Source organism: Burkholderia sp. LMG 13014 (genome assembly GCF_905232215.1).
Taxonomy (GTDB): Bacteria; Pseudomonadota; Gammaproteobacteria; order Burkholderiales; family Burkholderiaceae; genus Burkholderia.
The window spans coordinates 22,322-31,792 of the sequence record NZ_CAJNKE010000023.1 but is presented as its reverse complement, the minus strand read 5'-3'; the positions used below and the strand labels follow the sequence as shown (position 1 = coordinate 31,792).

At 66.9% G+C, this 9,471-nt stretch carries 6 protein-coding genes; 1 reads left to right on the top strand and 5 read right to left on the bottom strand.

The window, feature by feature from the left end:
* From JYJ84_RS05495 to JYJ84_RS05480, 4 genes are all read right to left on the bottom strand, one after another.
* Window positions 1-2,267 (bottom strand): FdhF/YdeP family oxidoreductase (locus tag JYJ84_RS05495; protein ID WP_205185638.1); only part of this gene is annotated, 2,267 nt, incomplete at its 3' end.
* Between the two features lie 125 nt (window positions 2,268-2,392).
* The gene (locus tag JYJ84_RS05490) at window positions 2,393-5,233 is read right to left on the bottom strand and encodes an ATP-dependent Clp protease ATP-binding subunit (RefSeq protein WP_175220611.1); all 2,841 of its coding nucleotides are present in this window, start codon (window positions 5,231-5,233) and stop codon (window positions 2,393-2,395) included.
* A gap of 621 nt (window positions 5,234-5,854) precedes the next feature.
* On the bottom strand, window positions 5,855-6,124 hold the full coding sequence (locus JYJ84_RS05485; protein WP_122950572.1) for a hypothetical protein: 270 nt from the start codon (window positions 6,122-6,124) through the stop codon (window positions 5,855-5,857).
* Between the two features lie 102 nt (window positions 6,125-6,226).
* Window positions 6,227-7,042 carry a family 1 encapsulin nanocompartment shell protein gene (locus JYJ84_RS05480; protein ID WP_122950573.1) on the bottom strand — a complete coding sequence of 272 codons (816 nt, stop codon included), beginning with the start codon at window positions 7,040-7,042 and terminating at the stop codon, window positions 6,227-6,229.
* Window positions 7,043-7,527: 485 nt separating this feature from the next.
* Here JYJ84_RS05480 and JYJ84_RS05475 point away from each other — a divergent pair, with 485 nt between their 5' ends.
* Window positions 7,528-7,881, top strand: a complete 354-nt coding sequence (locus JYJ84_RS05475) for a GIY-YIG nuclease family protein (protein WP_240201837.1) — start codon at window positions 7,528-7,530, stop codon at window positions 7,879-7,881.
* 195 nt (window positions 7,882-8,076) lie between these two features.
* Here JYJ84_RS05475 and JYJ84_RS05470 read toward each other — a convergent pair whose 3' ends face one another.
* Window positions 8,077-9,138, bottom strand: coding sequence for a Dyp-type peroxidase (locus JYJ84_RS05470; RefSeq protein ID WP_174957333.1), 1,062 nt, complete (start codon window positions 9,136-9,138; stop codon window positions 8,077-8,079).
* Between the last annotated feature and the right edge of the window lie 333 nt (window positions 9,139-9,471).

Genomic DNA, 9,471 nt, shown 5'->3' with positions numbered 1-9,471 from the left:
GAGCGCGCGACGCGCACCGGCACCGACTTGTACGACGGCGTGCCGCTTTCCTTGTCGATGTAGTCGAGCGGCACGAGCACGTTCGCTTCCGGGTAGTACGCGCCGACCGACCCCGGCGCGATGTCGTACTCGATCGCGGTGATCTTCTCGAGACGCAGCGTCCGGCCCGACGCGGTGACCGTCTCGATGTCGACGAGGTCGCCGTGTTCGAGCCCGTACTTCGCGAGATCGGCGGGGTTCATGAACAGCACGTCACGCCGGCCGAACACGCCGCGATAGCGGTCGTCGAGCCCGTAGATCGTCGTGTTGTACTGGTCGTGGCTGCGCAGCGTGATCAGCCGCAGCACCTGCTCGGCGCCGAGCACGTCGGCATCTTCCTTCACACCCTTGTAGACCGAGAACATCGCCTTGCCGGTCGGCGTCGGCCACACGCGCTCGGTGGGCGGCAGCGGCAGGCGGAAGCCGCCCGGCGTGCGGATGCGCTCGTTGAACGCCTCGAAGCCGGCCACCGTGCGGTCGATCAGGTCGCGGATGCGGTCGTAGTCGTCGATCAGGTCGAGCCATGCAACCTTGCTCGCCGGCAGCGTCGCATGCGCGATGCCCGCGACGATCGCGGGCTCCGAGCGCAACTGGTCGGACGCCGGCTTGAGCTTGCCGGCCGATGCGTGGACCATCGACATCGAATCCTCGACGGTGATCGACTGCCGGCCGGTTGCCTGGATGTCGAGCTCGGTGCGGCCGAGCACCGGCAGGATGAAGGTTTCCTTGCCGACCAGCAGGTGCGAACGGTTCAGCTTCGTGCCGAGATGCACGCTCAGGTCGAGTTTCGCCATTGCCGGGAACGACAGCTCGGGATCGGGCAGCGCGACCGCGAAGTTGCCGCCGAGGCACAGCAGCGCTTTCGCGGTGCCGTCGACCATCGCCTGCATCGCCTGCACCGCGTCATGCCCGTGATGCGCGGGCGGCGTGAAGCCGCACACGTCCTCGATCTTCTTCAGGAACTCGGCCGACGGCTTCTCGGTGATGCCGACCGTGCGGTTGCCCTGCACGTTCGAATGGCCGCGCAGCGGGCAGACGCCGGCGCCGGGCTTGCCGATGTTGCCGCGCATCAGCAGCAGGTCGGCGATCAGGCGCACGGTTGCCGTGCCCTTGTTGTGCTGCGTGACGCCCATTCCGTACGTGACGATCGTCGCGTTCGACTTCGCGTACGCGAGCGCGACCTGTTTGAGCTGCGCCTGGCTGAGCCCGCTCGCGCGCTCGATGTCGTCCCACGACGTGGCTTCGAGATCGGCCGAGAACGCGTCGAAGCCGTTCGTATGCTGCGCGATGAAGTCGCGGTCGAGCACGTCGCCGCGTTCGGCTTCGAGCTGCAGCAGCGCCTTCATGATGCCCTTCAGCGCGGCCGCGTCGCCGCCGGCGTCGAGCTGGTAGTACGTCGATGCGATCCGCGTCGAGCCGAACGACGCCATCTCGATCATGTCCTGCGGATCCGCGAAGCGTTCGAGCGCGCGCTCGCGCAGCGGATTGAACACGATGATCGGCACGTTGCGGCGCGAGCACTCGTGCAGCGTGCCCATCATCCGCGGGTGGTTCGTGCCGGGGTTGTGGCCGATCGAGATGATCAGCTCGCAGTGGTCGAAATCCTCCAGCGACACGGTGCCCTTGCCGATGCCGATCGACTGCGGCAGGCCGACGCTGGTCGGTTCGTGGCACATGTTCGAGCAGTCGGGGAAGTTGTTGGTGCCGAGCTCGCGTGCGAACAGCTGGTACAGGTACGCGGCCTCGTTCGATGCGCGGCCCGACGTATAGAACTCGACCTGCTCGGGCGGCAGCGCGCGCAGCACTTCGCCGATGCGCGCGAATGCGTCGTCCCATTCGATCGCGCGGAACGTGTCGGTCGCGCGATCGTAGACGAGCGGATGCGTGAGCCGGCCCATGTTCTCCAGCTCGTAGTCCGACATGCGCAGCAGCGACGACACGGTGTTCGCCGCGAAGAACTCGGGCGTTACGCGCTTGGTCGTCGCTTCCCACGTGACGGCCTTTGCGCCGTTCTCGCAGAACTGGAACGTCGACTTGTGTTCCTTGTCGGGCCATGCGCAGCCGGGGCAGTCGAAGCCATCGGGCTGGTTGGTCCGCATCAGCACGATCGGCGCCTCGATGGTGTCCATTTGCGTGCGCACCGCATCGGCTGTCGCGCGAAGCGCGCCCCAACCACCGGCGGGCCCGTCGTACTTCCTGATGCCTGGCACTTCGCGTCGATTTGTCATGTGAATCTCCATCTGCCGGTCCCGATACGGGCGGCTCGGTTTGCGCCGTGTCGCGGCGTGGGGCGGCTCCGTCCGGTGGACGGAGCCGGTCATGCGTGCCCCGGGCGAGCGGGGCATGCGGGGTTTCAGTGCGCGTCCTTCTTCGCGCCGGACGATTTCTTGGTGGACGGTTTCGCGGCAGGTGCGGGCGGCGGTGTGTCGGCGGGCGTGTCGCCGGCCTTCGCATCGTCGGTGGCCTTGGCCGTCTTGCCGTTCGGTTTCGCCTTGCCGTCGGCGTCCTTCTTGGCGTCCTTCGCTTCAGCCGCCGCGAGCTTGTTGAACTTCACTTCGTCGCTGGCCTTGTCGTAGTCGACTTCGCATCGATCGCCCGACTGCAACCGGTCGGCAAGGATCTCCTTCGCAAGCCGGGTCTCGATGGTCTGGCGGATCTGGCGCTTCAGCTCGCGCGCGCCGAACTCCGGCTGGTAGCCGGCTTCGGTCAGGTGCTCGACGAGCGAGTCGCCCATCACGAGCGTGATGTCCTGCGCGGCGGCCGTGCGCACCACGCGGTCGAGCTGGATCTGCACGATCGCGCGGATGTTCTCCTTCGACAGCGCATGGAAGACGATCACCTCGTCGATCCGGTTCAGGAACTCGGGGCGGAAATGGCCCTTCAGCACCTGCATCAGTTCTTCGCGGATCGCCTTGTCGGTCTTGCGCGCGGCTTCCGGCTGCGTGAGGTTGTCCATGATGATCGCCGCGCCGAGGTTGCTCGTTGCGATGATGATCGTGTTGCTGAAATCGACCACGCGGCCCTTGCCATCGGTCAGGCGGCCGTCGTCGAATACCTGCAGCAGCACGTTGTAGACGTCCGGATGCGCCTTCTCGATCTCGTCGAGCAGGATCACGCTGTACGGGCGGCGCCGCACGCGCTCGGTGAGCTGGCCGCCTTCGTCGTAGCCGACGTACCCGGGCGGCGCGCCGATCAGCCGCGCGACCGCGTGCCGCTCCATGTACTCGGACATGTCGATGCGGATGATCGACTGCTCGTCGCCGAACACGGTCTCGGCGAGCGCCTTCGCGAGCTCGGTCTTGCCGACACCGGTCGGCCCAAGGAACAGGAACGTCGCGATCGGCCGGTGCGTCTGGCCGAGCCCCGCACGGGACAGCCGCACCGCATCGCTGACGGCCACCACCGCGTCGCTCTGGCCGACCACGCGCTCGCGCAGCTGCTCTTCCATCTTCAGCAGCTTCTGGCGTTCTTCCTGCGTGAGTTCGGACACCGGGATGCCGGTCAGCCGCGACACGACCTCGGCCACCGATTCGACGGTCACTTCGAGCGTCTCGGAGCCGGTCTTGCGCTGCCACGCCTCCATCATCTCGTCGACGGCTTTCTGTTTCTCGGTGATCTGCTCCTCGAACTGCTTCGCCTGGTCGAAGCGCTTGCGTGACGTCGCGTAGTCCTGCTCGCGCTTCAGTTGCGCGATCTGCGCTTCGCCCTCCTGGATGTCGACCGGGCGCGACGTCGCACCGATCCGCACGCGCGCGGCGGCCTGGTCGATCAGGTCGATGGCCTTGTCGGGCAGGAAGCGCGACGTGATGTAGCGGTCGGCGAATTCCGCGGCCGCGACGAATGCATCGTCGGCGAACGTCACTTGGTGGTGCGCCTCGAGACTGTCGCGCAGCCCGCGCAGGATCACGATCGTCTGCTCGACGCTCGGCTCCGGCACGAACACCGGCTGGAAGCGCCGCTCGAGCGCCGCGTCCTTCTCGATGTACTTCTGGTATTCGTTGAGCGTCGTCGCGCCGATCAGGCTCAGCTCGCCGCGCGCGAGCGCGGGTTTCAGCACGTTCGCGATATCGAGGCCGCCTTCGCCGCCACCCTGGCCGGCACCGACGATCGTGTGCAGCTCGTCGATGAACAAAATCAGTTCGTCCTGCTTCGCAGTGACTTCGTCGATCAGCTGCTTCGCGCGCTCCTCGAATTCGCCGCGATACTTCGCGCCGGCCACCATCGAGTTGATGTTGACTTCGACGAGCCGCTTGTCGCGCAGCACCTCGGGCACGTCGCCGTTGACGATCCGCTGCGCGAGCCCTTCGACGATCGCCGTCTTGCCGACACCCGGCTCGCCGATCAGCACCGGGTTGTTCTTCTTGCGGCGCGCGAGCACCTCGATCGTGCTTTCGATTTCCTGCGCGCGGCCGAGCACCGGGTCGAGCTTGCCCTGGCGTGCGATCGCGGTGAGGTCGCGGCCGAACTTGTCGAGGTTCGGCGTGCCGGTCGGCGCATCGACGCGGCCGTCCTCGGCGCCTTTGCCGACCACCTTCACGACTTTCTGGCGCAGCGCCTCGGGCGTCACGCCGTATTTCTTCAGCAGCGTGCCGGCGACGCTGTCCGGCACCGACGCGAGCCCGATCAGCAGGTGCTCGGGGCCGATGTACGAGTGGCCGAGATCGCGCGACGCCTGGAACGCGTACTGCACGGCCTTTTTCACGCGCGGCGAGATCGACAGCTTGTCGAGCGGTGCATCGGGGTCGGCCGTGCCGGTGTGTGCGTGCTCGTCGATGTACGACCGGATGTCCTGCGGCGACAGCTTCAGTTCCTTCAGCAGCGCGGCGCACACGTCGGTGTCCGCGAGCGCGTACAGCAGGTGTTCGGAATCGAGCTCGCTGCGGCGCAGCTCGTGCGCCTTCTCGGCCGCGCGCTGCAGCAGTTCCAGCGTCTGCTCGCTGAATGCGTCGGTCGGATCGACCGATTCGCGCGGAATCTCGGCGGCGAGCGGCGCGTCGTCGTCGAGCCCGCCGAACAGCGACGACGAGCCGCCGCCTCCCAGCAGCGAATCGAACGGGTTCAGCATGCTCTGATGCCGCATCAGCTGACGGAAGTGGTAATCGCAGATCGAGATCGTCTTGCGCTCGCCGTCCTGCATCACGGTTGCGCGCGCGACGGCCGGCCGGGCGTGGCAGATATCGCAAAGTGCGGGCATGGTGGTCTGGCTCCTGTCGGTGAAAGTGGGTCGAAGGGTGAAGTCCCGATGCGGTGCGGCGCTTGGCGCTTCCCGACCGCGAACGCACGGCACGCAACACGGCGGTGCGCGGGCGGCACCCGTGCTGTCGCGCAGCGCGCGCCGGCGTCTTGCACGGTCGCGGTCGGGGCGGCAAGCGTGCGTGCCGGGAGGAGCCCACGGCATCGCTTCGACTGCGTTCAAAATAGCGAATCGGCGGAGGCCATCCAAGACACAGTTCCGCAGCGGCTCGGCCGCGAATTGCACCCTCGCATGCACTTGCGCACGGGTGGCAAGGAGTACAGACGGGCAGGCGCGTGGCGGCACGGGCTTGCGCGGCATGCGCAGCGTGTGATGGCAGGAAGCGGGAGCGGGTGGAACGCGAACGGGTCGCGGTGCGACATCGGCGCGCAGGGCGCCGGTTGCCGGTGGATGAAGGGTAATGCGGGTGCGCAGGTGCGACACAAACGCCGCAGGGGGAACGTGCCGCGACCGGCTAAGTGAGACCGCACACGCACCGCGGGCGATGCGTGTGTGACGGCCGAAGGAGAGGGCGGGTTGCACGGTCCGGGCCGGACACGGCGCAACCTTGGCGTGCCGCGCTCAGTCCGGGAGTGTCATCGCGAGCCGTTGCCGCGCGATCTGCTTCACGTCGGTTGACAGTGCCGCATTCGGCAGACCATTGGCCCAGACGGAGAACGAATCCTCGATCAGGTTGCGCGTGTCGGGCGGCAACTCCGCCAGGACCAGCGACATGACGGTGAACAGCACGGCGGTGTCGCCGGCCTGGCTGCTCGCGTTCGCATCGACCGCCTGCTTCAGGTGGTCGACCGACGCCTGCAGCGCCTGCAATGCCTCATTCGAATCGCTCATCACACACTCCATGCAAGATGGGTTCGATCGGCGACGAACATGCTCGGCGGTGCGGCCAGCCGCGCGCGACGCCTGGCGGGCATCGCGCGCGGGCAACCGCGGTCAGGCCGCCGTGCTGCCCTGCGGCGCCACGGCCACCGATGCTTCGCTCGTCAGCATCAGGAACGTGAACGTTTCGCGCAGGTACAGGCGGACGGCCTTGTCGGTATGGCTCGTGTAGCCGATGGATACGTCTTCCCCGAGATGCAGTTCGTAATCGCCGCCGCGCGTGGACAGCACGCAGCCGCCGCTGATCGCCGGCGCCCAGATGATCTCGCCGCTGACGATTCGCTTGATATGGCCGAGGACCGGATAGCCCTGGTCGCGCGCTTCGCTGAGCGCCGTGTACGCGTCCGAACCGAGCACCACCGAGTACGGGCCGTCGACGCCGGCGAGCCGCAGCGCCTCGAGCGCGTCGCTGATCGCGTCGGGATACGCGCCGACGTCCGCCGGCAGCGTGAGCTTGCGGTTCGACGTGCCTTCGCGGATGCCGACGATGCCTGCCGCCTGGTAGCCGTCGAAAATCGCGCCGTCTTCGGCGAACGCGAGCCGCTGCGCGGCGTCCTTCGCCGGTTGCCAGTCGGCGTCGCGCGCACCGCGCTCGACGCTGTCGATCGCATCGCGGCTCAGCTCGAACGGCACCGTCAGCTCGACGATCGTGCGGACTTCGCGCAGCCGCGCATTCACTTGCTCGCGCGGCGCGGCGACGTCGACCAGGTGCCCGGTGCCGACGGCCGACAGCTCGGGGCCTTCGGGGCCATCGACGTCGACGACGCGGCGGCCGGCCACCGATCGTTTGAACGTGCGTGCCACTTCCTCCTCGATTTGTTCCCAGGCGGACGCGGAGATCGGGGCGAGTTCGCGGTGCAGGTTGTTCATGGGTTCTTGTTGCCTCACGTCAGCGAAAACACTTCATGGTGGGCCGATCGGCGGAGGGACTGCGCCTGATGCCAGGCAGGCCGATCACGGGCGAAAATGCATATTAGCAGGCTCGATTGACACCACTGCAGCACAAATCGAAACGACACCGTGCGGTGGCGCAACTGTTATGCAATTCGCGCGTGGGGCGAGGGCGTGTGCATGCGTGGCATGCCGCGACTGGATTGCGACACCCGGGGTTCGTGCCGACGCTGACGCCGTTCGGGCCGCGTTCGACGCTGTGCGGAATCCATTCCGGTCGACGGCCTATCCTATGTCGTGCATTCTTACGAACATTCATCCAGCCGGGTTTCTGGAAGCCGGGGTGGGCGGCGTTCAGCCGTCGCGACCGAGTCCGGATGAATCATAGACGCAGCCTATTGAAGCTTCACAACAAGTGGAGGTCGTTCATGGCACTGCAACTCGTCTCGCCCGAAGACAAATACATGCTGAAGACGGGCGTTATCAATCACGAGGATGTGATCGGGCATTTGCGGCAGGTGTTGAACGCGTTTGCCGCGAAGCCGGAGTACAGCAAGTTCTATATCGGCATCACCAGTGACCTGTATACCCGGCTGGCGAAACACCGCGCTACCAAGCCCGATTTCAAATTGACGTGTCCGATCTATCTCGAAGCGCACAACCTGGTCGGGAACGCGTTCGACCGTCTCGAGCGCAAGGCCATCGAGACCTTCCGTACCGGCATCACGCACCCGCAATCCGGCGAACGGCTGCTTGCATGCAGCAACGGGCCGGGCGGAGCGCTGCCGAAGAACTGGCTCTATATCCTGGTCGGTTGATTCGCGCGGACGGCGTGCAGGGAATGTAAGCCTGCGCGCGTCACGGCGTGCATGCGGCGGTATGGCGGAAGGGCGGCGCCTGCGCAGCGCCGCACGCCACGCCACGCCGCGCGAGCGCCGCGGCCGACTGAACTGCAGCCGTTCCGGACCAGCCCGGCGCGGGGTTGCGCGCCGGACTGCCGTTGGCACCTTGCGTTACGACGGCACCCCTTTCAGTGAGCCGATTTTCAGCGAACCGTCGCGATGTGGCGCCGCCGCCGACGGTTCCGGCTGCGCCGCATCGGCGGCCGGTGCCGCGCGATCGGCGAGCGCTTCGAGCAGGTCGGCGGACGGCACGAAGAACAGCGATCCGGTGACCGCGCGGCTGTAGTCGAGCAGGCGGTCGTAGTTGCCGGGCGGGCGGCCGACGAACATGTTCTCGAGCATCTGCTCGATCGGCGCCGGCGAACGCGCATAGCCGATGAAGTAGGTGCCGAATTCGCCTGCGCCCGGGCGCCCGAACGGCATGTTGTCGCGCAGGATCTTCACTTCCTGGCCGTCCTCGTCGAGCGTGGTCAGCGAGCTGTGCGAGCACGATGGCTTCACGTCCGGCGCGAGCTCGATATCGGCGAGCTTGGTGCGGCCGATGATGCGCTCCTGCGTCTCGACCGCGAGCGCGTTCCAGCCGGCCATGTCGTGCAGGTACTTCTGCACGATCACGTAGCTGCCGCCCGCGAATTCGTCATCCTCGTCGCCGATCACCGTGAAGTCGACCGCCTCGCGGCCTTCCGGATTCTCGGTGCCGTCGACGAAGCCGATCATCGCGCGCTGGTCGAAATTGCGGAAGCCGTGCACCTCGTCGACGACCGTGACGGCATCGCCGAGCGCGCCGAGCAGTTGCGTCGCGAGTTCGAAGCACAGGTCCATCGCTTCCGCGCGAATGTGCAGCAGGATGTCGCCCGGCGTCGCGACCGCGACGCGCTGCCCCGCGCCGAATTCACGGAACGGATGCAGCGCGGCGGGGCGCGGGTTGCCGAACAGCGCATCCCACGCGTCGGCGCCGAAGCCGCACACGCAGGTGAGGTTGCCGCCCGGCACGCGCTTGCCGACCGAACGCACGAGCGCGGCGATGTCGCCGCACCATGACCGGATCGTGTCGGCGTGATCGGCACCGGGATTGATCGTCGCCACGAGGAAGATCGCGCTGCGCGTGATCGTGCTGTGAACGTTTTGGGAGAGCGGGGGAGGTGTCTGCATCGTGGCCTGCCGGTCAGTCATGTCGGGACGGAAGTGCCGTGGCGCGCGAAGGCGAACGGTTGAACTGTGTCATGCGACTGTTCTCTTTGTGTCATGCGGATGAAGGACGTTGCGCGGACATCGCGCAACGGGCCGCAGCGGTGGCGGCCGGCCGCACGGCGCGTGAGCTGCCCGCACCGCGTAACGTCGTCGAGCAAGCAATCTAGCAGCTTCGGCCAGTCTTTGGAACACGTATCGCCAATCTGTCATTCGAATGCGTCAAACAGGGCCGGATTTCGTGCGATGCCCGCGCAGCTGTACTCCTGGCGTGCGCGGCGCTGTGCTCTTGAGCGCGGGTGCCGCGTGCAGTAGATT

Coding starts and splice junctions, on each gene's coding strand:
- JYJ84_RS05490 (WP_175220611.1), bottom strand. CDS start 5,233: ATGCCCGCACTTTGCGATATCTGCCACGCCCGGCCGGCCGTCGCGCGC.
- JYJ84_RS05485 (WP_122950572.1), bottom strand. CDS start 6,124: ATGAGCGATTCGAATGAGGCATTGCAGGCGCTGCAGGCGTCGGTCGAC.
- JYJ84_RS05480 (WP_122950573.1), bottom strand. CDS start 7,042: ATGAACAACCTGCACCGCGAACTCGCCCCGATCTCCGCGTCCGCCTGG.
- JYJ84_RS05475 (WP_240201837.1), top strand. CDS start 7,528: ATGCTGAAGACGGGCGTTATCAATCACGAGGATGTGATCGGGCATTTG.
- JYJ84_RS05470 (WP_174957333.1), bottom strand. CDS start 9,138: ATGACTGACCGGCAGGCCACGATGCAGACACCTCCCCCGCTCTCCCAA.